Annotated in this window: 19 protein-coding genes; 7 read left to right on the top strand and 12 right to left on the bottom strand. The window is 66.8% G+C overall.

The genetic code is table 11. The features are described 5' to 3' along the window. Positions 1-121: 121 nt before the first annotated feature. The 8 genes from OLX23_RS18460 to OLX23_RS18425 all read right to left on the bottom strand — a co-directional run bounded on the left by OLX23_RS18460 (position 122) and on the right by OLX23_RS18425 (position 11,637). Positions 122-1,888 carry a peptidase M61 gene (locus tag OLX23_RS18460; protein WP_264446507.1) on the bottom strand — a complete coding sequence of 589 codons (1,767 nt, stop codon included), beginning with the start codon at positions 1,886-1,888 and terminating at the stop codon, positions 122-124. Positions 1,889-1,965: 77 nt separating this feature from the next. Next, on the bottom strand, positions 1,966-4,221 hold the full coding sequence (locus tag OLX23_RS18455) for a TonB-dependent receptor (protein WP_264446506.1): 2,256 nt from the start codon (positions 4,219-4,221) through the stop codon (positions 1,966-1,968). A gap of 247 nt (positions 4,222-4,468) precedes the next feature. Beyond that, positions 4,469-5,617: a pyridoxal phosphate-dependent aminotransferase gene (locus tag OLX23_RS18450; RefSeq protein WP_264446777.1), complete on the bottom strand. Its 1,149-nt coding sequence runs from the start codon at positions 5,615-5,617 to the stop codon at positions 4,469-4,471. Positions 5,618-5,747: 130 nt separating this feature from the next. After that, positions 5,748-7,085, bottom strand: coding sequence for an APC family permease (locus OLX23_RS18445; RefSeq protein WP_264446505.1), 1,338 nt, complete (start codon positions 7,083-7,085; stop codon positions 5,748-5,750). Continuing rightward, on the bottom strand, positions 7,075-9,180 hold the full coding sequence (locus tag OLX23_RS18440; protein WP_264446504.1) for an amidohydrolase family protein: 2,106 nt from the start codon (positions 9,178-9,180) through the stop codon (positions 7,075-7,077). The genes OLX23_RS18445 and OLX23_RS18440 overlap by 11 nt, the downstream gene beginning before the upstream one ends. After that, entirely contained in the window at positions 9,177-10,145 is a 969-nt protein-coding gene (locus tag OLX23_RS18435; protein WP_264446503.1) for an ornithine cyclodeaminase family protein, read from the bottom strand. Before OLX23_RS18435 ends, OLX23_RS18440 begins: the two co-directional genes overlap by 4 nt. Continuing rightward, positions 10,142-10,792, bottom strand: coding sequence for a hypothetical protein (locus OLX23_RS18430; protein WP_264446502.1), 651 nt, complete (start codon positions 10,790-10,792; stop codon positions 10,142-10,144). Before OLX23_RS18430 ends, OLX23_RS18435 begins: the two co-directional genes overlap by 4 nt. After that, on the bottom strand, positions 10,789-11,637 hold the full coding sequence (locus tag OLX23_RS18425; RefSeq protein WP_264446501.1) for a S10 family serine carboxypeptidase-like protein: 849 nt from the start codon (positions 11,635-11,637) through the stop codon (positions 10,789-10,791). The genes OLX23_RS18430 and OLX23_RS18425 overlap by 4 nt, the downstream gene beginning before the upstream one ends. A 266-nt stretch (positions 11,638-11,903) precedes the next feature. Between OLX23_RS18425 and OLX23_RS18420 the strand changes: the two genes are divergently transcribed. The 3 genes from OLX23_RS18420 to OLX23_RS18410 all read left to right on the top strand — a co-directional run bounded on the left by OLX23_RS18420 (position 11,904) and on the right by OLX23_RS18410 (position 16,162). Then, positions 11,904-12,383 carry an Lrp/AsnC family transcriptional regulator gene (locus tag OLX23_RS18420; protein ID WP_264446500.1) on the top strand — a complete coding sequence of 160 codons (480 nt, stop codon included), beginning with the start codon at positions 11,904-11,906 and terminating at the stop codon, positions 12,381-12,383. Beyond that, positions 12,380-14,269: a M1 family metallopeptidase gene (locus tag OLX23_RS18415; RefSeq protein WP_264446499.1), complete on the top strand. Its 1,890-nt coding sequence runs from the start codon at positions 12,380-12,382 to the stop codon at positions 14,267-14,269. The genes OLX23_RS18420 and OLX23_RS18415 overlap by 4 nt, the downstream gene beginning before the upstream one ends. Positions 14,270-14,497: 228 nt before the next feature. Next, positions 14,498-16,162: an FAD-binding protein gene (locus tag OLX23_RS18410; protein WP_264446498.1), complete on the top strand. Its 1,665-nt coding sequence runs from the start codon at positions 14,498-14,500 to the stop codon at positions 16,160-16,162. 85 nt (positions 16,163-16,247) lie between these two features. Here the strand turns inward: OLX23_RS18410 and OLX23_RS18405 are convergent, their stop codons facing one another. The 3 genes from OLX23_RS18405 to OLX23_RS18395 form a co-directional block, all read right to left on the bottom strand. Next, a complete protein-coding gene (locus tag OLX23_RS18405) occupies positions 16,248-16,541 on the bottom strand; it encodes a plasmid stabilization protein (protein WP_264446497.1) in 294 nt (97 codons plus the stop codon). Positions 16,542-16,640: 99 nt separating this feature from the next. Next, entirely contained in the window at positions 16,641-17,147 is a 507-nt protein-coding gene (locus OLX23_RS18400) for an MgtC/SapB family protein (protein WP_264446496.1), read from the bottom strand. 90 nt (positions 17,148-17,237) lie between these two features. Then, positions 17,238-17,852 (bottom strand): flavodoxin family protein, encoded by a 615-nt coding sequence (locus tag OLX23_RS18395; RefSeq protein WP_264446495.1) that lies wholly within the window; start codon positions 17,850-17,852, stop codon positions 17,238-17,240. Between the two features lie 188 nt (positions 17,853-18,040). Between OLX23_RS18395 and OLX23_RS18390 the strand changes: the two genes are divergently transcribed. The 4 genes from OLX23_RS18390 (at position 18,041) to paoC (ending at position 22,232) form a co-directional block, all read left to right on the top strand. Continuing rightward, positions 18,041-18,196 carry a hypothetical protein gene (locus OLX23_RS18390; protein WP_264446494.1) on the top strand — a complete coding sequence of 52 codons (156 nt, stop codon included), beginning with the start codon at positions 18,041-18,043 and terminating at the stop codon, positions 18,194-18,196. A gap of 236 nt (positions 18,197-18,432) precedes the next feature. Further along, positions 18,433-19,071 (top strand): aldehyde dehydrogenase iron-sulfur subunit PaoA, encoded by a 639-nt coding sequence (gene paoA, locus OLX23_RS18385; RefSeq protein ID WP_264446493.1) that lies wholly within the window; start codon positions 18,433-18,435, stop codon positions 19,069-19,071. Next, on the top strand, positions 19,068-20,018 hold the full coding sequence (locus OLX23_RS18380; RefSeq protein WP_264446492.1) for an FAD binding domain-containing protein: 951 nt from the start codon (positions 19,068-19,070) through the stop codon (positions 20,016-20,018). Before paoA ends, OLX23_RS18380 begins: the two co-directional genes overlap by 4 nt. Positions 20,019-20,021: 3 nt before the next feature. Next, positions 20,022-22,232: an aldehyde oxidoreductase molybdenum-binding subunit PaoC gene (gene paoC, locus OLX23_RS18375; RefSeq protein ID WP_264446491.1), complete on the top strand. Its 2,211-nt coding sequence runs from the start codon at positions 20,022-20,024 to the stop codon at positions 22,230-22,232. A 21-nt stretch (positions 22,233-22,253) separates the two neighbouring features. On the opposite strand, the gene OLX23_RS18370 is transcribed toward paoC, so the two are convergent. Then, complete coding sequence (locus OLX23_RS18370) at positions 22,254-23,984, bottom strand: B12-binding domain-containing radical SAM protein (RefSeq protein ID WP_264446490.1); 1,731 nt, start codon at positions 23,982-23,984, stop codon at positions 22,254-22,256. Positions 23,985-24,154 lie beyond the last annotated feature (170 nt).

Genomic DNA, 24,154 nt, shown 5'->3' with positions numbered 1-24,154 from the left:
GCGTGGGGTGCGACACTGCCCCCGTTTCCCAACCTCTCCGACTAAACCCAGCTTCTCAGCAGGCCACCGGATTGCGATTGACGTGTGATGAAGGAAAGGCGGCGTTCGAGAGGACGCAATGTCACATCGATCCGCAACTCCCATCTCCAAGGCTCGGGTTCCGCTCCCACTGCCAGGCATCGACCACCTCGCCCCGCGGCAGATAGGTGAGCGGGAAAATCTCCGCGCCGCGGCGAATGCGCAAGTTCAGGCTTTCGTTCTGCTCGCCCTGGATGGCGTCCTGCGGGACCGGGTCGACGATCTCGTCGCCGTCGCGCAGCCCCGCTGCTGCGGCGGCCGAGCCGGCGATCAGACCGCGCACGATCCGCTTGGGCTCGGCCAGCACCGCGGGCTCGAAGCCCAGCTCGTAGCGACGCAACGGCTTGGCGATCCGGCGGAAGCAGGGGCCGAAGGCGTCGCTCGCCGGAACGGGGATGTCGCCTTCGAGGAAGCCGCGAAAGCGCTGCACCGCACCCTCGCCGAGGTCCTGCCGCAGCAGCGCTTCCCAATCGGCATTGGTATTGCGCGCACCGGTCTGCTCGTGCGCGAGCATGGCCTTCATCAGATCGTCGAGCGACCGCTTGCCGCCCGAGGCCTTGCGCAGTTCGTCGTCGAGCGCGGCGAAGTAGAGCATGCCGCGGTCATAGGGCAGCGTGCGCACGCGTGTGTCGGCCCAGAAGCGTTTGGGCACCTCGCGGTTGGGCACGCGGGCCATGGCGCTGGTGTAATAGCGCGCCGCAGTCCAGTTGACGTCGGCGATGTACTGTTCGGGCGTCAGCAGCCCGAAGCGGAACGGGAGCCGCGCCTGGTAGAAGGTCGCCAGCCCCTCGCCAAACCACGAGGATTCGAGCCCACCGGGTTCGGCGATGAACGGCTGGAAGGTGTGAAACATCTCATGCGCCAGGGTCAGGCGGATCTTGCCGAGATCGCGGCAGCTGTTCTTACCGAAGGTCGTGACGAAGGCGTGGTGCAGGCCGACCCCGCCGCCGGCGTTGATCGGGTTGTGGCGCAGGAACACGCCATAGGGCTGTGCGTCCTTGCGCGCGAAGAAACGCGCATATTGGCCATAGAGCTTGCCGGTCCAGCCGAGCAGTTCGCTCGCGTCGAAGCAGGGCGATCCCTGCCAGGCGCCGAAGAAGCCCGCCGCGGGCACCTTGGCCGGCCAGGTGCCGATCCGGCCGGCCATGAAGAAGCTCATGCGCAGTTCGGCGCCATCGAGCGGCTGGGCGGCGGTTCGGCGCCCCTCGCCCAGCGAACTGACGCCGCGACTGCCCTTGGGCGCGCGCGTCAGGTCCCAGGCATAGGTCGTGCGGTAACGCCCCTCGCCCGGCGGCAGCAGCAGGAACATGTGCCCCGCCGCCGAGACGCCCTGGCCGTCGGCACTGAACGAGAACGGCGGCGCCGGCCCGCGCGGCGGCAGGGCCGCCTCGGCGGGCACGCTGTAGCGCACGGTCAGCGGCCCGGTGATCGCGCGGTCTGCCAGCCACTCGCGCGAGGGACCGCCGCCCACCGCGTCGCGCATCCCCGCCTCGGGCAGATCGACGTCGCGCGGAGTCAGCGTCAACGGCCCGGCTGCGTCGCGCGCCGCGAAGCCGGTCATCACCGTCGCGACCGTATCGACGTTGCTCGCCACCAGCGGCAGCCGCAGCACCGGCGTGCCCGCCGCAGCTGTCAGCCCGTCGAAGCGCAGGGTCACCGCCACGGTCCCGATCGCGTCAGCGTGATCGGGCGCGGCGATCGGCGCTAGGGTCACGGTGACCGCGGGTTCGGCGGCCTGCAGGCTGGCTGGCACGGCGAGTGCCGCGAGTGTGGCCGAGGCCAGGGTCGACAGGAAATGCGCCGGCTTCATGGGCAGTCTCTCAATATGAAAAGTGCGCGGGAACCGAGGCTCCCGCGCACTTCTTCCGCACATTGTTACACGAGGCCTCAGAAGTTCCGCGCCACGGTCACGCCGAAGGTGCGCGGCACGATGTACAGCGCGGTCGGCACGGCCGTACCGTTGCGGTTGTCGGCGATCGAGATGCCACGCGTGTCGGTCACGTTGCGCACATAGAGGCTCAGGCTCCAGTCCTCGTCGTAGACTAGGCCGCCGCGCAGATCGAGCGTGGTGTAGCTGGGCATCAGGATGCGCGGGCGCGTGGCGCCGGCATCGTTGTTCTGGAACTCGCCCGGACGGTTGCCGACGTGGATCACCGTGAAGCCGAGGTTGCCCTTGAGCCGTTCGGTCAGCGGGAATTCCTGCTGCGCGCTGACGCTGCCCGCCACCTTGGCGGTGAACGGCAGGCGATCGCCGGGCAGGCCGCGGAAGCCCACGCCGCCGGGCAGGGTCAGGATGTCCTGCGTGATCTCGGCATCGGTATAGGCGAAGTTCGCATCGATCGACATGCCCTGCCAGGGCGTGACGTTCGCGGCGAATTCGAAGCCGCGGCTGCGCGCCTTGCCGCCATTGGCGACATAGGTCAGCGAGGTAACCGGATCGGCGCCCTGGAGCTGGATGTTCTTCCAGTCGATCTGGAACAGCGAGGCGTCGAGCGTCAGCACGCCCGGAACGACCTTGCCCTTGAAGCCCAGTTCGTAGTTCACGACGCGGTCGGGACCGAACGAGGCCGGCGCGAGCGGCGGCTTGTTGATGTTCGGGCCACCGGGACGATAGCCGCTGGCGACGCGGGCATAGGCCATGATGTCGGGCGTGAAGTGATAGCTGGGTGAGATCACCCAGGTGGCAGCGCTGTCGTTCGAGCGACCGATCGTGGTGCCCGACGGGCCGAAGGTCGTCTCGACCTGCGGCGCCAGCACCAGGTTGCTGAAGTTCTCCTGCTTGTTGCTGGCGTAGCGGCCACCCATCTGCAGGTCGAGCTTGTCGGTCAGGTGCCAGGTGACGTCGGCGAAGGCCGCATATTCACGATAGCTGCCGGGGCCGGTGCCGATGTAGGGCGTGCCCGAGCCGCTGCCGCTCATGACCAGGGTCTGGTCGGTGGTGGCACGCTCGTTGGTGTAGAAGCCGCCCAGCACGAAGTTGAACGGACCGGCATCGCCCGAAACGCGCACTTCCTGCGAGAACTTGGTGGTCTTGTCGGCATTGACGATCTGGACGCCGGGCACGGTGGCCAGGCCGAAGCGCGCGCGCAGCAGGCCGCCGAACACGCCGGTGACGTCGCTGGTGATCGCGTTGGTCGCCTCGCTCCAGGCGCTGATCGAGGTCACCTTGACCGGGCCGAGGTCGAGCTCGGCACGGGCGCTGTAGAGCTCGAACTTGGCCGAATTCGGCGAAGGCAGCGAGCGGATGGTCAGTTCGCCGTCGACCGGATCGAAGGTGGTCGGTGCGGTCGCGGCATTGGTGCCGGTGTAGCAGGCGGCGCAGATGCGCACGCCGCCGGCGATGACCGCGAGGTCGCTGTTGATCGCGTCCTGCTTCTGCTGCAGCGCCGAGAACACCAGCTTGAGATTGTGCGTCGGCTGGACCAGCGCGGCGGCGCGGAAGCCCCAGACGTCGCGGGTATTGACGTTCTTCTCGCCGGTCAGCGCATTGTCGAGATAGGGCGCGTCCTCGCGCTTGAAGGCGCTACCCGCGATCGCCAGCCAGTCGGTGATCGGCAGGTTGACCGAGCCGCGCAGCGAATAGCCGAAGTCGCCGTGCGACACCGCGGTGCCGCCGGCCTCGACGCGGCCCGAGATATGCTCGGTGCTCGGCTCCTTGAGCACGTACTTGATCAGGCCGCCGAGGCTGGCCGCACCGTAGAGCGTTCCCTGCGGGCCGCGCAGCACTTCGACCCGCTCGATCGCGCTGGCGTCGAAGTCGGGGAGCGGCGGCTGGCCGGTGGCGGTGGTGCCGCCGAACTGGACGTCGTCGACCAGCAGCGCCACGGTCGGGCCGGTCGCACCGCCCGTGGTCACGCCGCGCAGCGAGATCGCCGCGACGCGCTGACCGGCGTACTGCAGGCCGGGAACGCGGTTGTAGTAGTCGGACAGGCGATTGAGGTTCTGCGTGGTCAGCGTCTCGGCCGAGACGGCACTGATCGCCAGCGGCACGTCGATCAGGCGCTCGGTGCGCTTCTGCGCGGTGACGACGATTTCGGAGCCCGAGGCATCGCCCTCGGGGGCTTCCTGCGCCAGGGCCGGCATCGCCGAGGCGAGCGCGGCAAGGGCCACCGAGGTGGTTGCGACGTGCTTGAACGTTCTCATCTACTGACCTCCACTGATTTGTTTTTGCGCCGCGTCAGGCCCGCAGGCCCGCGCAGCGCTTGTCATATTTGCGACCCGAAGCGGCTCTATCGGCCACAATGCGGACTTGTATTCACCCCCGCCCTGGGGGAGGCGGTCGGGGGCAGCTATAGCTGCAGCCCTCCGCCAGAATTATTTTCATTCGCGGCCCGGCGCGCGGCGCGCGCATAAACTTTTGCGAAACCTCTCGTCCGGGGGAAAAATTTCCTCAGGCGGCCGATGCCCTGTCACGATAGGCGCGCAGCCCGTCCTCGAGCGCCGCCAGGCCCGTGGTCAGCCGCTCGGGATCGAGGCAGAAGCCCAGCCGGATACGACCCGGCGTGCCGAAATATTCGCCTGGCGCGACGAGCACGCCCGACCGCTCGATCAGCCAGCGCGAGAAGGCACGCGCATCGGCCACGCCGGGCAGCGACGGGAAGCAGATGCAGCCGTCATCGGGCAGCAGGCCACCGATCAGCCCTTCGGCCGAAACGCGCGCGAACCAGGCATCGAACACCGGCCGGCAGCGGGCGACGTAGTCGCGCGAATGGGCGTCGAACACCGCGCGATTGGCCATGACCTGCGCGGCAACCGCGTGCGACAGAGTCGATACGCCAAACTCGGTGCTCTCGCTGAGCCGGCGGATCGGCGCGAGCGCTTCGGGCGCACCGACGATCCAGCCGCAGCGCAAGGTGCCGAGACCATAGATCTTGGTCAGGCTCGACAGGCTGAGCACCGCCGGCGACAACGCCTGGGCCGGACAGGGCCAGACTCCCTCGCCCGCGTAGTCGGCATAGACCTCGTCCACTACCAGCAGGAAGCCGCGCCGCTCGGCGAGATCGGCCAACTGCTTCATGCCCGCATGATCGACGGGCATGCCCGAGGGATTGTGCAGGTTGGAGATCACCACCAGCCGCGTGCGCGGATGCAGCTTGGCCTCGACCGCGGCGGGATCGATCGTGAAACGTTCGCCCGAGCGCTCGAAGCGATCGACCGCGACGCCCTGCACTTCGGCAAGGCCGGTGAACAGGTCGAAGCTCGGCGTCTCGATCAGCACGCGGTCGCCCGGCGCCAGGCAGGCGCGGTAGATCAGCGCGAGGCCGCTGGTGGCACCGGTCGTGCAGATCACATGATCCTGCGGCACCTGGTACTGCGCGGCCAGCATCTCGCGGATGAAGGGATTGCCGCCCGAGAAGGCGCTGACGTAGTAGCGCGACAGTTCGGGCACCGCGGTTGCGGCCACGGCTTCGCGCAGCAGTTCGCGCGGCTCGGGTACCGAGCTCTCGAACAGGCTGAGCATGTCCCCCTTGCGCGCGCGCGCCAGACCGATCGCCTGACGCACCCACTGCGTATATGTGCCGGGAGCCTCGTCCATCATTGCGTTCACCTGCTGCCGCCTTGGGGCGGTCTGAAATCCATTTCCGCTTCTAAGCCGTGGAGCGGGAACGGATTATTCTATCTGCGGGGCCAAAACCGGGGTTTCGGCATAATTTGATCGGCCTTTGCGGCTATGTACGGTTGGTTTCGCCGCGCATCTCGTGCCGGCCCTTGGCGAACCAGTAGATCAGCCCAATCACGAACCAGCCGCCGATCAGAGCATAGGGCCGCGGATCGGCCTCGACGCCGAGCACGGCGATCACCAGCGCGCAGACCACCCCGGCATAGCCGACCGCGACCACGGTGCGCGGCGCCAGCCGCACCTGCGCGCGCGCGTGAATCTCGGGATGGCGGCGCGCCACGACGGTCGCCGAATAGGAACAGGCCATATACTTGAGCATCGTCGGCACGTTCACCGCGAGCAGCAGGAAGATCAGGCTCGGCGGCAGAAGGAGGCCCGCCATCGCGCAGCCATAGGCCAGCAGGATCGCCCGATGCGGCGTGCCGAAACGCGGGTGGATCACGCCGAGCAACCGTGGCAGCGCGCCGTTGCGGCCCATCGCGAACAGGCTGCGCGAGAACATCAGCGCCGAGGCGTTCATCGACTTGAAGATCGACAGGCAGGCAGCGCTGACGATCAGCGGCACGGCGAAGTCGCCGAGCGCGGCCTTGGCGGCGTCGAGCAGCGGCGCCTTGCTCGTGGCCAGCACCTCGGGTCCGACCAGCCCGAGCGAGGTCACCGCCACCAGGCCATAGACCACCACGGTCAGGACGATGGCCAGCGCGATGCCCAGCGGCACGTTGCGGCCGGCGTCGCGCACTTCCTCGCCGATCTCGACCGCGGATTCGATGCCCATGAACAGGCTGATCATCAGCGGCACCGTGGCCAGCATCAACAGCGGCGGCGTTTCCAGCGGATGGCCGACCAGCGCGGGATCGAACTTGGGCAGGCCGAAGGCGACGAGGATCGCCAGGGCCACGAGCAGCAGCCCCATCAGCAGCGACTGCAGACGCGCGGCGATCGATACGCCGACGTAGTTGAGTGCGAAGATCGCGGTGATCGCCACGGCCATCGCCGGCTTGAGCGGAATGTCGACGACCATGGACAGATAGCCGAGCATGACCTGCGACAGGATCGTCAGGGCGCCGACATTAGCGACGATGCGCAGCCAGGCGATGATGAAACCGACGCCCGGATGGATGAAGCGGCTCGGCCATTCGTAGGACGCGCCCGAGACCGGCAGCGCCGAGCCAAGATAGGCATAGGCGACCGCGAAGACGAGCATCGGCAAAGCCGCCAGCCCCATCGCCGCGAGCAGCCCCGATCCCGCGACCTCGGCGGTGGGCTGGAGGATCGAGAAGATCGACACGCCGATCGCCGTGCCCGCGCCGAAGGTCACCACCCCGGTCAGGCCCACGCTCTTGCGCAGGGTCGCGGGCGACTGTGCCGCCGCCGGATCAGAACTCATGCTCGTGCCCCTCATGGCCGAAGCCGGTGGTGCCCGGCGCGTCGTCGCGCGCAGCCGTGGTGGCCGCCGGGCGGATCTTGGGCGGCGTGGTGAACGGCTGAATTCCCAAGGCGGTGTAAATCTCGTCCGGGAAATAGATCACCCCGCCGCGCAGCACCATGCGCGGACGGCGGATCACCGAGATGTCCTGGCTCGGATCGCCGGGGACCAGCACGAGATCGGCCAGCTTGCCGCGTGAGAGCGTGCCCAGCCGATCGGTGCGACCGAGGAATTCCTCGGCACCCAAGGTCGCGCTGCGCAGCGCCTCGGCGGGAGTAAGCCCGGCCTTCACGTAGAGCTCGAGCTCACGCAACAGCGCGAAGCCCGTGGTGTCGTCGGTGCCCGGCAGCAGGCGGATGCCCTCGCGGTGGAGCAGGCCGATCGTCTCGATCACCTTGGCGAAGCCGCTGTGATAGGCCTGGTCCTGCGCCGCATCGGCCAGGGTCACGAACGAACGCTTGCGATAACGCTGGAAGCCGATCGGCATGTGCCCGAGCGAATCCTCCTGCCCCGGCGGCACCTGTCGCGCGCGGCTGAGCATCAGTTGCTCGAGGATCACCGCGGTGGGATCGAGCGCGACCTTGCGCGTCTTCATCAGGTCGATCGTGTGGCGGACATTGGCCGCATTGAGATCGAGCGCGCCGGCGCGCTGCATCGCGGTCAGCCGCAAGGGCGTGCGGCTGTCCTCGTCCGGTTTGAGGATCCAGCCGAGCATCAGCTGGTTGACGTGCGCGATCGAATCGTAGCCGTCGGCGATCACCCGGTCAGGCGTATCGAAGGCCGGGACGTGGCCGGTGACCTTCAGCCCCAGCCGGTGCGCCTCGGTGGCGATCGGCGCGACCCAGTCGGGGTTCATCGAATTGTAGATCTTGATCTCGGCATAGCCACGGTCGGCATACCAGCGCACCGCATCGAGCGCTTGCGCCGTGCTGTCGGCGACGAAGCCGTTGCGCGCCGAGAACGGGCTGCGCCCCTCAATGAAGCCGTTCGGCGAAATCCGCGGCCAGGCGACCTCGCCCGCCTCGACGCGGCTGATCAAACCCTGGAGAAAGGCGTTGTCGTTGCCCATGTCGCGCGTCGCAGTGACACCCGCGGCCAGGTAGAGCAGGCCCGAGGGCAAGGTCGCATGCGAATGCATGTCGTGCAGCCCAGGATAGACCGTGCCGCCCTCGCCATCGATCACCACCTCGTCCGCCGGCGCGGGCGCGCCGTCCTCGGGCATGACCTGGGTGATCGTGTCGCGCATCACCACGAGGCTCGACAGGCCCGAGCGCTGGCCGGTGGCAGGATCGAACACATGGACGTTGCGGATGCGGATCGGCGCGTCGAAGCGATGCGCCAGCCGCTGCTGCAAGTCTCGCGCGCGCTGGCCTTCGAGCTCGCTGCCCAGGCGGGCGAGCGCCTTCACGCTCTTCTCGTAGCCCGCGCGGATCGTCGTGCCGTCCGAGCCAGGACCGAACACCGCGAACAGCCGCCCCTCGCGGTCGAGCAAGAGGTAGGACGGATCGAGCTGTACGCCAATCAGGCGATAGGCGGTGACTTCGGCTGCCTGCGCCCCCTCGCCCAGGGTCAGCGTCTGCAGCCGTTCGATCGAGACCTTGCCCGCAGGCAGCACATCGATCGCCTGGCCCGGCTGCGCCAGCGCGGCACGGGCATAGACCCACAGCGCAAAGGGGCTGTCGTCATTGACCACGTAGAGCGGCGCGCGCGCCGCCTTGCGGCTGCCGGCATCGGCCTGGCTCGACCAGATGGCACGGCCCTTGGTCCAGCCGTAGCGTTCGTCGACCGTGCCGCCCATCAGCGAGGTGCCCGTGATCGTCCAGCTCAGCGGCAGGCCCTGTGCGTCGAAGCGCAGTTCCTCGCGATGCTTCGGCCCACGGCCGTTGTTGTCGACGCGGAAGTCCACCGTCGTGCGGTCGCCCTCGCTCTCGGCCACCAGCGAGCCGACAATCTCGTCGTTGGCGACGATCGACAGCCGTTCGGTCGTCGCCGCGAGCGCGGAGACCGAGGTTCCGAGCAACAGCGCGACGGCGCCCAGGGTGGAACAAAACTTCATGCGGTCTGGCTTCCCCCCGTGGCACGCGCGTGCAGATAGGCCGTAGCGGCAAGGTCCTGGGCGACATGGCCCAGCGACTTGTAGAGCGTGATCTGGTCGCGCCTCTCGCGTCCGATGAGCCTGCCTGCGAAGACCTGGCCGATCTCGCCGACGACATGCTCGTCGGTGACAAGGCCCGCGTCGCGTGCGACCACGAATTCGGCCGCCTGCGCCAGGGCGCCGGCACGATAGTCGGCGATATAGCGCGCCTTGACGACGAGCGCGCTGTCGGCCTCGCAGCGGCCGAGGAAGCTCGAACCAACAAGATTCACGTGGGTTCCTGAATGCACCCAATCCCCGAATAGAATGGGTTCGGCAGAACCACTGACCGTGCAAATGACATCGGCCTGTGCAGCGGCTTCATGGCCTTTCGCCACGGCCTCGATCGCAACGCCGAGTTCGACCGACAGTTCTGCCGCGAGCACGGCGGTGCGCTCGGGTGAGCGGCCCCACAGCAGCACGCGCTCGAAAGGCCGCACGAGGGTCAGCGCTCGGATGTGTGCGCGGGCCTGGGTTCCCGTGCCGAACACCGCGAGCACGCGCGCAGAGCGGTGCGCCAGCGCGTCGGTCGCCGCTGCCGTCGCGCAGGCGGTGCGGATCGTGGTGACCGCCTCGGCATCGGCGATGCAGGCGACGGCGTTGGTCACCGTATCGAAGGCGACGACCACGCCCTGGTGGCGCGAGCGCCCCGGCCACGCGGGATCCTCGGCGACGCTGACCAGCTTGGCGCCGAACGAACCGATCGCGCCGAGATCGCCGGGCATGACGCCGAACATAGCCGCATCCGAAATCTGGACGATCTGGCGCAGCGGCTGCGGCTTGCCCGCTTCGGACAGGCTGCGCATCGCCTCGCGCATCGCCGCGATGCAACCGCGATAGTCGAGCAGCCGCTCGACCGCTTGCGCATCGTAGAACGGCAGGCTCATCGTGTTTCCCTTTCCGGCTGGCCCCTGACCAACGCACGGATGTCCTCACCGATCGCGCGCGCGGTCGCGGCTACCGAATAGCCCATGTGACCGCCGTCGTAGTAGCGCAGCGTCACCCGCGCCGGATCCCAGCCCGATTGCGTCGCCAGCAGTTCGGCCGCGCCCATCGTGGTCTGCGTGTCGTAGAAACCGTTGCCCACGACCAGGCGGAAGCCGGGATTGCGCGCCATCATCGCGCCGATGCCGGTGTGATAGGGCCAGTCGCCGAAAGGCCCGAGCGCGCTGCCCGCGCCCCAGTCCCAGCCGCCGAAGCCGGCCTCGGCCATGGCGACGTAGCGATCGGGCCAGGTCACCTTGAGCTCGCGGCGCAGATATTCGGCGAAAAGCCGCTCGGCGGCATCGCCGACGACGTCCGACGGATCGGCCCGGCCGCCCGCCTCGGTCAACGGCGCGACATAGCGTGCGTCCGAGCGACCAAGCAGCAGGCCGCGATCGCTCAGCAGGTCGAGCCGATAGCGCTCCTTGGTAATGCGCAGGTCGTTGGCGAGATACCAGTCGGCCGCGATCCCGGTAAACGCCTGCAGCCGCGCCGCCACCCGCTGGCGATCAGCCAGCGGCGCGGCACTGCCGGCATAGAGCGTGGTCAAATAGTCATGCTTGGCGAAGTCGCGCGCGGCGGCGAGAAAGGCCTCCTGCGATAGCCCCTGCCGATCGGCGCGGCCATGATACCAGGCGATCGCCGCCAGGGTCGGCAGCGAGGAGACATAGAGGTCACATTGGCCGGGCGCTGCGCGTATTCGACGATGTTTGCTGCCTGGCCATAAAGGAACACGCCCGCCAGCGGCAGCGGCTCGGGCGCTTCAGCCAGTTGCCGGGCGATCTCGGCCGCGCGATTTGTGCCGTAGCTCTCGCCGAACAGGAACACCGGCGCGCCTTCGCGCCCCTGCCGCTTCAGCCAGGCGCGGATGAAGGCCGCGAACTGGCGCGCGTCGGCCTCGACCGAGAAATAGGCCTTGGCATCGGTGCCGGGCAGCACGCGGCTGAAACCGGTCGAGGCGGGATCGACGAAGACCAGGTCGACCGCGTCGAGCGGCGAATAGGCGTTGTCGGTCAGGCGGAAACCGGCGGGGTCGGCGGTGACGTCGTCGGGATAGGCCACGCGCCGTGGCCCGATGCCGCCGACGTGCAGGTACTGCGACGCGGCGATCGGGCCGCCGTTGAATACGAACATCACGGGCCGTCGTGCCCGATCGGTGTCATCGCGGGTATAGGCGAAGCTGACCAGGCGCGCGCTTTCGCCCTTGGCGTTGGTGGTGACGTTGAGGCCCTCGACCGTGGCGGTATAGGCGATCCGCTCGCCGCCGAAGCGGCCGACGTGATGAGTCGCAACCACCGGCCGCGCCGTCGCGGGCACTTCGGCCTGCGCCAGGACCGCCACGCAGGCCAGGAGCACCCCGGCGAGCGCGGTTAGGAATGCATAGCGGAGGTTCATGCGCAGGCCATCGTCGCCGCGCAGCCTATGCGCACCGCGCGGGAAAATTTATGCAAATGCAGAGGCCGCAGGCGCTCTATTGCATAATTGTGTCGCCAAACCGCGCTTACCCGAAATGATCGCGCCGATCGCCCCACCCCATCGACTACGCGGCGTCCCAGAGCCGCCCAATACGGCATGGAATATCCCCAACAGCGCGACAGTATGGATATTTTATGTTAGATCGTCGGCATTCGGAGATTCCCGCAGTCAAGGGACCACCACGCATGAGCGACGCGCTGACACAACTCGACATCAAGATCCTCGAGCAGGTGCAGAAGGATGCCAGCCTCTCGACCACGGAACTCGCCGAGCGCGTCGGGCTGTCGCAATCGCCGTGCTGGCGCCGGCTGCAACGGCTGCGCGACGAGGGCTACATCGTCGGCCAGGTCGCGGTGCTCGATCGCAAGAAGTTCGGCGAGAGCCTCTACATCTTCGCCACGCTCAAGATGGCGACGCTCAGCGAGGAACAGCGCGCCGAGTTCCAGCGCAAGATCGAGCTGATCCCCGAAATCATGGAATGCCACACCGCCTTCGGCGACCGCGACATCCTGATGAAGATCATCGCGCAGTCGCTCGACTGGTATCAGAACTTCATCTTCAAGGTGATCCAGAAACTGCCCGGAGTGATCGACATCCAATCGACCGTGACCCTGTCCGAGATCAAGCACACCACCGCCATCCCCGTGCGCGGGTACAGCGCATGACGCGCATCGCATCGCGCAGGCTCGCCACGCTGCTCGCGCTCACGGCGCTGAGCCCCCTGCCCGCCGCCGCCAGCTCCGCCCCGTCGCCGATCCTGACCACACCCGAAGCGCGCGACGTGCTCAGCTATGCCGAACCGGCAACGGCGCGGGTGCGGCACGTCGATCTCGACCTCGCGATCGATTTCGACCGCCAGGTGATCGCCGGCACCGCGACGCTCGACCTGATCGCAACGCGTGCGGCAAAACGGATCGTCCTCGACGGGCTCGATCTCGACATCGCCACGATCACCGACGCGCGCGGCCGGGCGCTGACCTGGAGCTGGGGCGCCGCCGACGACTACAAGGGCGCCCCGATCACCGTCGAGATCGGCACGGCGCGCCGGATCGTGATCCGCTATGCCACCCGCCCCGATGCGCGCGCGCTGCAATGGCTGCCGCCCGAACTGACCCTGGGCAAGGCCAAGCCCTATCTGTTCAGCCAGGGCCAGTCGATCAATACACGCAGCTGGATCCCGACGCAGGACAGCCCGGGCATCCGCCAGACCTGGAGCGCGCGGGTCACCGCGACGCAGGACCTGCGCGTGGCGATGAGCGCGGAGGCGCAGACGCAAGGGTGCAAGCCGGCGTCGCCGGGCCGGCGCAGCTTCTGCTTCCGCATGGACAATCCGGTGCCGCCCTATCTGATCGCGATGGCCGTGGGCGACATCGGCTTCCGCCCGCTCGGCCCGCGTTCGGGGGTCTATGCCGAACCAGCCATGCTCGACCGCGCGGCGAAGGAACTGTCCGACACCGAGAAGATGATCGACGCGGCCGAAAGCCTCTACGGCGCCTATCGCTGGGGCCGCTTCGACGTGCTGGTCCTGCCGCCCTCGTTCCCCTTCGGCGGCATGGAGAACCCGCGGCTGACCTTCGCGACGCCGACGATCATCACCGGCGACAAGTCCAACATCAACGTGATCGGCCACGAGCTGGCGCACTCGTGGTCGGGCAATCTGGTGACCAACGCCACCTGGTCCGATTCCTGGCTCAACGAGGGCTTCACCACCTATTTCGAAAACCGCATCGACGAGGCCGTCTACGGCAAGGAGCGCGCTGCCACCCTGGCCGACCTGGGCTGGGACGACATGCAGCGCGATCTCGCAGCGGCCAAGCCCGAGGCCACGCGCCTCCACGGCGAGCCCGAGGGCACGGCCGGCCAGCTCGATTACTACAAGGGATCGACCTTCCTGCGCACGATCGAACAGGCGGTCGGCCGCGCGCGGTGGGATGCCTATCTCAAGTCCTACTTCGATCGCCACGCCTTCCAGCCACAGACGTCTGCAGGCTTCCTGGCCGACCTGCGCCGCAACCTGATCGGTGATGATGCCGCGCTGGAAGCCCGGCTGCAGCTCGACGACTGGGTCTACGGGACTGGCCTGCCGAGCAACGCGGTGCATGTAAAATCGGCCACGCTCGCACGGATCGACGCCGATCGCGCGCGGTTCGAGGCCGGAGCCCCCGCCCGCTCGATCGACACGAAGGCCTGGTCGACGCAGGAATGGCTGCGCTTCCTCGACCGCCTGCCACGCCGGCAGACGACGGCACGGCTCGCCGAGATCGATGAGGCCTACGCCCTGTCGGCCTCACCCAATCCTTACGTCCGCAACGCCTGGCTACAGCTCGCGATCGGCAATCGCTACGAGCCCGCCCTCGGCTCGATCGAGGACCACCTGACGCACAACGGCCGTATCCTGCTGATCGCACCCGTATATCGCGCCTTGATGAAAGAGTGCGAATGGGGAACCGCGATCGCTTGGCGCATATACGGCAAGGCGAAAGCGACATATCACCCCGTCACGCGGGCTTCGATCGAACGAACGTTAGGTAAGGGGCGCGCGGCATCTTAAGGCATCGATCCCGATCCAGCCCGGTCCCCTTTCGCTCAGGAAACCGCCGGCTCTAGGCGCTACCCCGAGCCAATCACCTGCTGACAGAACATGTCGAGAAGCTGACCGCCGAAGCGGTCCGAAGTGCGCCTTGGCTTGTCCCTTTGGGAAGCGACGTCGATCAGGATCAAGATCCGTTGACGCGCTCGTCGCATGCCGGGGATAGAGAGCGCGAGAGGGGAGCAGGATATGGATGAGACGTTCGATTTCGTCGTGGTCGGCAGCGGGGGTGGTTCGATGTGCGCGGGTCTGGTCATGCGCCAGGCGGGCAAGTCGGTGCTTATCCTCGAGAAGACCGACCTGATCGGCGGCTCCACCGCCAAAGCCGGCGGCGTCATGTGGATCCCGGCGAACCGCTTCATGAAGGAAGCCGGCGTCGCCGACAGCGTCGAACAGGGCGAGCGCTATCTCGATGCCGTGGTCGCGGCGCGCGAGGGTGACGCGCCCGGCACCAGCCGCGAGAGGCGCCGAACCTACATCACCGAAGCCAACGCCATGCTCGAATTCCTGATCCGCCAGGGCGTGCCGTTCGAGCGCGCGCCGCACTGGCCCGACTATTACGACGATCGCGACGGCGGCACCCTCGGCCGGACGGTCCACGCCAAGCTGTTCGACGTCAACGAGCTCGGCGCGTGGAAGGCGAAACTGCGGCCAAACGCGTTCCAGATGCCCGTGCCGATCTACAATGCGATGATCCTGCCGCTGATCAACCGCTCGTGGAAGGCGAAGTGGACCGCGGCGAAGATGGTGCTCAAGGGCCTGACCGCCAAGCTGACGGGCAAGCACTGGGTCACGGCCGGCGCTGCGCTCCAGGGCCGCATGCTCCAGGCCGCGCTCAAGGCCGGGGTCGAACTGCGCACCGGCATCGCGGTCAAGGAGGTCGTCATCGAGGACGGCGCCTGCACGGGCGTCGTGGTCGAGAAGGACGGCCTGCGCATGCGGATCGGCGCAAGGCTCGGCGTGCTGCTCAACGCCGGCGGCTTCGCGCATAACCAGGACATGCGCAACAAGTACATTCCCGGCACGCGCAGCGAATGGTCGATCGCCGCCGAGGGCGACACGGGCGACATGCACCGCGAGATGATGCGGATCGGCGCGCAGATGGGCCAGATGGAAGAAATGGTCGGCAACCAGAACATGATGCCGCCCGGCGACGGCGGCCCGGCGGGCGCGCAGATGCAGTTGTGCAAGCCGCACGCCTTCCTCGTCGACCAATCGGGCCAGCGCTACATGAACGAGGGCGGCTCCTACATGCTGTTCTGCCAGAACATGCTCGAACGCCATCGGACGGTTCCCGCCCTGCCCAGCTGGATGATCATGGATAGCCAGTTCATCAGAACCTATATGCTCGCGGCCACGCTGCCCGGCGCGAACAAGCCCGCCGACTGGCTATCGAGCGGCTTCCTGCGCAAGGGCGATACGATCGAGGATCTGGCCATGGCCTGCGGCATCCAGCCGGCCGCGCTCAAGGACACGACCGAACGCTTCAACCGCTTCGCGCGCCAGGGCAAGGACGAGGACTTCGGCCGCGGCGACCGGGCCTACGACCGCTTCCTCGGCGACTATACCCACGGCCCCAACGCGACCCTCGGCACGGTCGAACAGGGACCGTTCTATGCCGTGGCGATCAATCCCGGCGATGTCGGCACCTTCGGCGGCGTCGTCACCGACAGCGCCGCGCGCGTGCTACGCGAGGACGGCGCGGTGATCCGCGGGCTCTATGCGACCGGCACCACCACCGCCGCGGTCATGGGACGTACCTATCCGGGCGCCGGCTGCTCGATTGGCCCGAGCTTCACCTGGGGCTTCGTCGCCGCCAAGCATGCCGCGGGATTGGGGAACCAGAGCATCTAGCAGCCACGCGCGCTCCGAAGTTCCGGGGTTCAGGGAGAAGCGGAAGCAGCACCCGAGAAGTCATCGGGCGGGCTTTCGACCTCTGTCAGCCCGACGCGTGCTTGCGGCGCGTGACCCATCCCTTTCGCGCCGCGGCCGAGCGTTGTTCGAACGATCCCGACTTGTGGGCCTTGCCGCCGCGCGAGGAAGAGACGTGGGTGTCCTTCTGGCCTCGGCCCGACCCAGACTTGTTCCCCCCGCCGCTTTCCTTGTTGACCGTCGCCCAGGCGCGGCTCTCGGCCTCCTTCTTCGGCACGCCGCGATCCTCGTAGCTTTCCTCGATGTGCCGTGCCTTGCGCTTCTGCTTGTCGGTGTAGGCATCCTTGTCGCCGCGCGGCATCGTTCGTCTCCTAGATCCCCCGCGACTTCAACGCGCGGGATCACCCTCGGGTTCGCAAGCGACCATCGCCACGGCCCCACGCATCGCAATTGCGGCCGATCACCTCGATCCATCGTCAGAAGACGCGCGATCGCGAGCATCCTTGGGTTCGAGCCAACGTTTTTCGATAACGCGCAGCAGCGTCAGCATGATCACTGCGACGAGAACGGCGACCGTCACCAGAGGCCACTGCGCCGCACCGCAGGCTATGCCGATCATCGCCGCCAGCCACATGTGCACGGCTGTCGTGAGATTGTGGACCTTGACCCCGCTGGTAACGATGAGGCCCGCCGCGATGATGCCGACGAAGGCGCCGGTCCCCTCCATGATGCGCAGCGGGTCCATCCGCGAATTCTCGCCCTGCCCCAACTGCATGTAGAGCCCGAGCACGATGACCGTCATCATCGCTGCGCTGAAACAAATGATCCCATGGGTTCGCATGCCGGCGGCATGACCGCGCAGTTCACGGTCCAGGCCCAGCAGCAGGCCGAGGACGGCGGCCATGCCGAGCCGCAAGAGGATTTCCAGATCCAGCGCATGAAGCGGGACAGAAGGGTTGAGCTGCATGGCGCGGCGGCTTTCGATGTCTGGTCTATTCGCTGGAAAGGCTCTTCTACCCGGTGACCGCGGCGAGCATCCAGCGCAGCGGTACGTGCATCATGACCCGCCAGGATAGGGCTTCGACTTGAGCAAGCCGGCAAGGTGCGCGGCGTTGCCAGCGACCATGGCCGCGGTCTCCTTCACCTTCTTCGGCGTCTGCTTCAGGTCCTTGAAATCGGTAGATCCCATCGCTTCGCCCACCCAATAGCAGGCCGCGACGGCAGGGATGGTCCAGCCCACGTCGTTCAGCGCCTGGAACAGCTGGGCGGACGAGAAGTGGGCGCCGTCCTCGTTGCCGACGATCGCCGCGACCGCAACCTTGCCGTAGCTCGGCATGCGGCCCTGCGCGTCGGTCTCGCTCAGAAACGCGTCCATCCGTTCGAGCACACGCTTCGCGACCGAGCCGATCTGTCCCATCCAGATCGGACCGCCGAAGATCAGGATGTCGTGCGCGAGAATCTTCTTTCGCAGGGCGGGCCAGTCGTCGCCCTCGCCCTCGTCCGAGGTGACCCCTGGCTTGATGTCTAGCGCCGCGACCCTGACGGTCTCGCTGATCGCGACATCGTTCTCGCCGAATGCCTTCTCAAGAACCGCGATCATCGCATCGGTAGAACTCTCCTCGCCGGCATCGGCCTTGAGCGTGCAATTGAGCGCGAGGGCTTTGAGCGGCATCGATCGTCTCCTTCGATTTCGGCGGCCGCTGAGATGCGATCCGTGTGTCCCCTAATGAGAACGCCCCGCGCGCCGATGGGTTCTGGAAAAGAATATCGGCGCGCCGTGAACGCCATCTTCGTCCGTTCCTGTCGGGCTCTTGATCCATGTTATTGTCGGTGGCACCTCGGCGTTCGATCATCGAAGCGATGGCCGATACACCGCCTCGCTCCAAAGACGACACGCGTCGCTACAGCGCCGAAGCGCTCGCCGAAAAGCACGGCATTCCGATCGAGCAGGCGCGCGACATGCTCGCGAGAGCCAGGATCGTGCTACCGATCGAGGACGGCGAACCCGGCGCCTGACGAGCGTCTTTGTTTCTCGCAAGATGCGCCCCTCGCTTGAGGTCCTGTCCGGCATTCGGCGGCGTCCATTTCGCCAGCATCGGCTCGAAAGCGACGGGATTGCGATCGCATGCGATGCTCCGATCGAGGAGCCTAGATCAAAACCGCAGCTCGTGCGTTGTCCCCTTGGCAGCGAACGCCGCCGCCGCATCGCCGGACCGCTCCGGCATGACCCGGCGGAACCTCGAAGGACTTCTATGGACGCGCATGACGGCTTTCCAACCTCGCGCCGCACCGTGCTGGTGGGCGGCATGACCTCGGCGGCAATCGCCACGCTCCCCGCCCAAGCGGGAGCCGAAACTCGGAAAGTCGGGTCACCGCCGCCGAGAGCGCGGATTTCTCTGACGGTCAACGACCGGCCCCGCGATCTCGAGGTCGACACGCGCACCACCCTACTCGACCTGCTGCGCGAGCACCTGAGGCTGACCGGCACGAAGAAGGGCTGCGATCACGGCCAGTGCGGCGCCTGCACGGTCCTCGTGAACGGCATGCGGATCAATTCGTGCCTGTCACTCGCGGTGCAGCACGGCGGCGACGAAGTCATCACGATCGAGGGTATCGGCAATCCTGGAAAGCTGCATCCGATGCAGGCCGCCTTCGTCAAGCATGACGGCTATCAGTGCGGCTATTGCACGCCGGGCCAGATCTGCTCGGCCGTCGGGGTGATGCGCGAAATCGAGCTGGGCATTCCGAGCCACGTCCAGACCGACCTCGGCGCAAAACCTGAGATCACCGCTACCGAGATCCGCGAACGGATGAGCGGCAATCTCTGCCGCTGCGGCGCCTATTCGAACATCCTCGATGCGATGGCCGAAGTCGCGGGGATCAAGGCATGAGAGCATTCACTTACGAAAGGGCCACGTCCCCCGCTCAGGCCGCGGCCGCGGTCACGCAGCAGCCCGGCGCCAAGTTCCTCGCCGGCGGCACCAACCTGCTCGACCTGATGAAGCTCGAGATCGAGACCCCACGACATCTCGTCGACGTCCAGGATCTCAAGCTCGACACCATCGCGGCAACCGAAGACGGCGGGCTGCGGATCGGCGCGCTCGTCACCAACACGACGCTCGCGGCCGACGCGCGCGTGCGGCGTGACTACGGTGTCCTGACCCGCGCGATCGTCGCGGGTGCCAGCGGCCAGTTACGCAACAAGGCGACGACGGCAGGGAACCTGCTCCAACGCACGCGCTGTCCCTATTTCTACGATACCAACCAGCCCTGCAACAAGCGCAAGCCCGGCTCGGGCTGCGCCGCACTCGGCGGCTATTCGCGCCAGCTGGCCGTCATCGGTACCTCGGAGCAATGCATCGCGACCTATCCGGGCGACATGGCGATTGCCCTGCGCGTGCTCGACGCCACGGTCGAGACCGTTGCCGCCGACGGCCGCACGCGACGGATCGCAATCGCCGACTTCCATCGGCTGCCCGGCGACACCCCGCAGCGCGATACCGCGCTCGAGCCCGGCGAGCTCATCACCGCGGTCACCCTGCCCAAGCCGCTCGGCGGCCGCCATGTCTACCGCAAGGTCCGCGATCGCGCGTCCTATGCCTTTGCCCTCGTTTCGGTCGCCGCGGTGATCCAGCGCGACGGCACGGGCCGTGTCGCTTTCGGCGGCGTCGCGCCCAAGCCCTGGCGCGTCGAGGCAGCCGAAGCCACGCTCCCCGAGGGTGCGCGCGGAGTCAGCGCACGCGTCTTCGCCGATGCTCGCCCGACCGAGGACAACCGGTTCAAGATCCCGCTCGCCGAGCGCACGCTCGCCGCGGTGATCGCCCAAGCGAAAGCCTGAACGATGAAATTCGATACCCCCGCCGGCACCAACCCGATCGACCGGCTCCAGGTCGTAGGCCAGCCGACCGATCGCATCGACGGCCCGCTCAAGACCACCGGCACCGCGCCCTATGCCTACGAGCGCCACGACGTCGCGCCGAACCAGGCCTATGGTTACATCGTCAGCGCGGGGATCGCGAAGGGCCGCATTTCCAGCATGGACACGCGCGAGGCCGAGCGGGCGCCGGGTGTGCTCGCGATCGTGACCACGCTCGAACATGCCAAGCCGCTGCCGCTCGGCAAGATGAACGTCGCGCATCTGTTTGGCGGCGCCGAAGTGGCACACTACCACCAGGCGATTGCCCTGGTCGTCGCCGAAACCTTCGAGCAGGCACGCGCCGCGGCCGCCTTGATCCGCACGACCTATGCGCGGTCGGACGGCCGGTTCGACCTCGCCAAGGCCGCGCTTTCGGCAGGCTACGAGCCGATCGACGACGAGGCTCCCAACCCGCAGGACGTCGAGCGCGTCGGTGACTTCGCCGCCGCGTTCGCCAAGGCGCCGGTGACGGTGGACCAGACCTACACGACTCCCGGTGAGAGCCACGCGATGATGGAGCCTTTCGCGACGATCGCTGCCTGGGAGGGCGAGAAGCTGACCGTCTGGACCTCGAACCAAATGATCGCCTGGTCGAAGGCCTCGCTCGCCAAGATCCTGTCGATCAAGCCCGAAAATCTGCGGATCGATTCCCCGTTCATCGGCGGCGGCTTCGGCGGCAAGCTGTTCGTGCGCGCCGACGCGGTGCTCGCGGCGCTCGGCGCGAAAAAGGCGGGCCGCGCGGTCAAGGTCGCGATGCAGCGCCCGCTGATGATGAACAATTCCACTCACCGTCCCGCGACGATCCAGCACGTCAGGCTCGGGGCGACACGCGACGGCCGGCTGACGGCGATCCATCATTCGAGCACGAGCAGCAACCTGCCCGGCGGCGGCCCCGAGGTCGCGGTGCAACAGACCAAGCTGATCTACGCCGCACCCAACCGCGAATACTGGCTGAAGCTCGCCGTCACCGACCTGCCCGAGGGCAATGCCATGCGCGCGCCCGGTGAGGCGCCGGGGCTGATGGTGCTCGAAATGGCCATGGACGAACTGGCCGAGAAGCTGGCCATGGATCCGGTCGAGCTGCGGATCGTCAACGACACCCTGGTCGATCCGGCCAAGCCCGAGCGCCGCTTCTCACAGCGCCATCTCGTCGAGTGTCTGCGCACCGGCGCAGACCGTTTCGGCTGGTCGCACCGCCAGGCGAAGCCTGCGCAAGTGCGTGACGGCCCATGGCTCGTCGGCATGGGTATGGCGGTCGGCTTCCGCAACAACCTGCTCCAGAAGTCGGCGGCGCGGATCAAGCTCGGGGGCGACGGCAAGCTGACGGTCGAGACCGACATGACCGACATCGGCACCGGCACCTATACCATCCTCGCGCAGACCGCGGCTGAAATGCTCGGGGTTCCGATCGGCGACGTCATGGTCAAACTCGGCGACAGCGACTTCCCCGCCTCGGCCGGCTCCGGTGGCCAGTGGGGCGCGAACAATTCGACCGCCGGCCTCTATGCAGCCTGCGTCAAACTGCGCGAGGCCGTAGCCCAGAAGCTGGGCTTCAATGCGAGCGATGCCACCTTCGCCGGTGGGCAGGTCAAGGCCGGGAACCGCTCGCTGCCGCTAGTCCAGGCGGGCCCGCTCACGGCCGAGGACGGGATTGAATACGGCACGCTCGACAAGCAGTATCAACAGTCGACATTCGCGGGACATTTCGTAGAGGTCGGCGTGGACGCCTACACCGGCGAGACCCGCATCCGCCGGATGCTAGCGGTCTGCGACGCGGGCCGCATTATCAATCCGAAATCGGCGCGCAGCCAGGTGATCGGCGCCATGACCATGGGTGCGGGCGCGGCGCTGATGGAAGAACTCGCCGTCGACAAGCGCTTCGGCTTCTTCGTCAACCACGATCTCGCGAGCTATGAGGTCCCCGTCCATGCCGACATCCCGCACCAGGAGGTGATCTTCCTCGACTATCCCGACGACAAGTCGTCGCCGATGAAGGCCAAGGGCGTCGGCGAACTCGGCATTTGCGGCGTCGGCGCGGCGATCGCCAACGCGGTCTACAACGCCACCGGCGTGCGCGTGCGCGACTATCCGATCACGCTCGACAAGCACCTGGAGAAGCTGCCTGCGATCGCCTGACCCGACGACAACTACGCACTCTCAAGCGCTGATCAGCGTTCCGGTGCTACCGACGTAGCTCAACTGGGTCGTACCATGGCCGCGCATCAGGGTCAGGCTGACGAATTCGTCGTAGGTGCTGCCCAGCATGATGCCGAAGCGATCGAAATAGCCGGCCCAGAGCGGATCCGCCTCGCCGATCCGCACCGCTTCCGCCCAATGGTGCTCCGCGCTTTCCGGCTGGTTCAGATGCCCCTTGGTGAGCGCAAGGCAATAATGGCCGAACGCATGGTTCTGATAGGTGCGGATGATGTACTCGAAGTAGGAATCGGCCGCCGCGTAGTCACCATTGCGCAGACGATACGAATTCACGAAGTTCACATCGAGATTCATCACATAGGCGGCGTCGGAAATGTATTCCGCGGAGAACTCCTTCGTGTTGATGACGTTCTCGCCATAGAGGAAGCCCGAAACCAGGAATTCGGCGTTCGGATCGATGTAGCCTTCCTTGAGGCACTGCTCGTAGAGCAACGATCCCTTGATCGGGCTCGCCACCGAGATGCTGCAGAGGTCGATGCCCCATTCGAGAATCTTGTCGCGCGTCGTCTGGCGGTGAACGTCGGTCTCGCCGGGCAGACCCACGACGATGAAGGCGACGATCCAGATGTTGTGCCTGCGCAGCGCGTTGACGACCGGCTGCACATGGGCGATCTTCATCGGCTTGTTGACCAGGTTGCGGATCACCCACTCGTCGCCCGATTCCACCGCGATGCGGACCGACCGGACCCCGGCCTGGTACATCAGCTCGATCAGTTCATCGTCCATGTAGGTGGGCGAAAGACCGTTCGGCAGCTCGATGCGCAGATTGAAGGGGGCGAGCCGGCGGAAGATCTCCTTGGCGCGATCGCGTGCCAGCAGCAGCATGTCGTCGTAGAAGATCAGGCAGTTGGCGCCATAGCGCGCGACGATCTTCTCGACGTGCGCGATCAGTTCGTCGACGCCCGAATAGCGCATGGACCTGTCGTTCTCGCCCGAATGCCAGCAGAACGAACACTTGAACGGGCACCCGCGCGAGGTGACGATCGGGAAGGCGCGCAGGTTGTCGAGATAGCGGTCGTCGAGCGGATTGAACGACACGCGGCGGTCGTAACTGGCCACGTCGATCAGCGAATAGTCGATGTCGATGACGTCGCTGATGTCGTTGAGCAGCTGCTTCTTCGGCCCCTTGGGGCTGTCGATGTCCTTGCGCGAAACCCAGGTCGCGTGATCCTCGACTTCGCGGAACATGTCCTCGGCCATCAGCAGGTCGCGGAAGGGCAGTTCGCCTTCCGAGAAGCAGATGGCGTCGAGTTCGGGCTGGTTGTGCAGGATCTTCTTGGCGACGGGGGAAACCGCCGGTCCGCCGCAGACGGTCAGGATGCCCGGCGACACCTGTTTGGCGACCTGCAGGACCGGCGCGATGGCGAAATAGGCATTGTCGAACATGACCGAGACGCCGAGGACGTCGGGGCGGAACTCTTCGAGCTTGGCGCGCAGATCGCTTTCGAGGCGCTCGATGCCGTCGTAATCGATCGCAACGTCCATGATGTCGAAATCGGCGAGCCCCTGATTGTGCTTGATGATCGACAGGACGCCATAGGGATAGTCCTGGATATTCCCGGCATTGCCTTCCTCGCGCAGGTGCGTGACGACGACGAAGAGCACCTTCCGGCGGGGCTGCCCAGCCATCACGGCCGAACTTTCGAGGCCTTCGCGATGCGCCGGCACTGACACGATTGTCTCCATGATCCCCTGTAGAAAAGCCACTCGATACCTGCGCGCATGATCGACCATGCGCGGAAGCCTGTCTACTGCGCAATCTTGCCGTAGATCGGTGACGCCACCCATTGGGCGCAGGGCACCTCACCCATGGTTGAGGATCATGAGCAGCGCCGCCGGATGAT

This window comes from Novosphingobium sp. JCM 18896, assembly GCF_025938095.1.
Lineage (GTDB): Bacteria > Pseudomonadota > Alphaproteobacteria > Sphingomonadales > Sphingomonadaceae > Novosphingobium.
This window is presented reverse-complemented; position numbering and strand designations above follow the sequence as displayed.